Origin of the sequence: Frankia sp. AiPs1 (genome assembly GCF_023716945.1) — a bacterium.
In the GTDB taxonomy this organism is placed as follows: Bacteria; Actinomycetota; Actinomycetes; order Frankiales; family Frankiaceae; genus Frankia.
This window is the reverse complement of the sequence record NZ_JAMQQF010000001.1, coordinates 89,963-91,022: the sequence shown is the minus strand read 5'-3', so window position 1 is coordinate 91,022 and position 1,060 is coordinate 89,963. Positions and strand designations below refer to the sequence as shown.

Genomic DNA, 1,060 nt, shown 5'->3' with positions numbered 1-1,060 from the left:
GTCCCGACCTCGCTAGGTCTCTAAATAACCTGTCCACCCAACTGTCTAATCTTGGTCGGCGCGAGGAAGCGTTGGCCGCCCTCGAGGACGCCGTCACGATAATGCGGGAACTCTCCCGCGCCTTTCCGAGTGCATACGCAGATGTCCTTGAGCAATCCCTTGCGTTCGCCAGAATTATCCAGAGTGGGACTCGCACTGGCCAGCCAGCGACCCTCGCCTTGGACGGCCTGAGTGGACTTACCCTGTCCACACTGCGGACGTTCGGTCAGGCCGACCGCCAAGCCGTCAGTGCAGTGTGGCAAGAAGTTGCCCACACCGACCCGGGGATGCGAGAGCGTCTGCTCGAACAGGTGCAAGCACGGCTGGATCGGTTCGCTGTCGACCGGAGTCCGGCGACCGTCCTGGACCTAGAAGCCGTCGCCGAGGTGGCGGCCCTGCTGGGCACGGTCGTCGAACCGGCCGCGGATCTGGAGATTGCCCGCCTGTCCGCAGGGCTGCACTGGGCGCGCTACCTGATCTTGCCCGACGGAGAGGACCAGCAGGACCTCATGGCCGCCCTGGCGTTGTTCGCGCCGGTGTACCAGGCCCACCCGGACATGGTCCCCGACCAAGTGCGTGTCTTCTTCGACGAGCAGTGGCATGGCGCGGTCATCGTTACTCCCGACGCGTTGTCTGGCCGTGCTGCCGCCCTTCTGCGCGAGACGATGCGGACCGGTGACCGGCGCGCGCTGGACGACGCAATCGACCTACTTCGACAAGCGGTGGATGCCTCCCCACCCGATCACCCCGGCCGCGCCGCGATGCTGTCCAACCTCGGTGCCGCGCTGCAGGCCCGGTTCGAGCGGGCTGGGCAGCTCGCCGACCTCGACGCCGCGATCAGCGCCGGTCAGGCCGCCGTCAATGCCTCCCCACCCGACCACCCCGACCGCGCCGCGATGCTGTCCAACCTCGGTGCCGCGCTGCAGGCCCGGTTCGAGCGGGCCGGGCAGCTCGCCGACCTCGACGCCGCGATCAGCGCCGGTCAGGCCGCCGTCAATGCCTCCCCACCCGACCACCCCGA

The 1,060-nt window shown here is 68.1% G+C and carries 1 protein-coding gene; it reads left to right on the top strand.

The genetic code is table 11. The features are described 5' to 3' along the window. Positions 1-71: 71 nt before the first annotated feature. Positions 72-1,060 (top strand): tetratricopeptide repeat protein (locus ND748_RS00340; protein ID WP_251743277.1); only part of this gene is annotated, 989 nt, incomplete at its 3' end.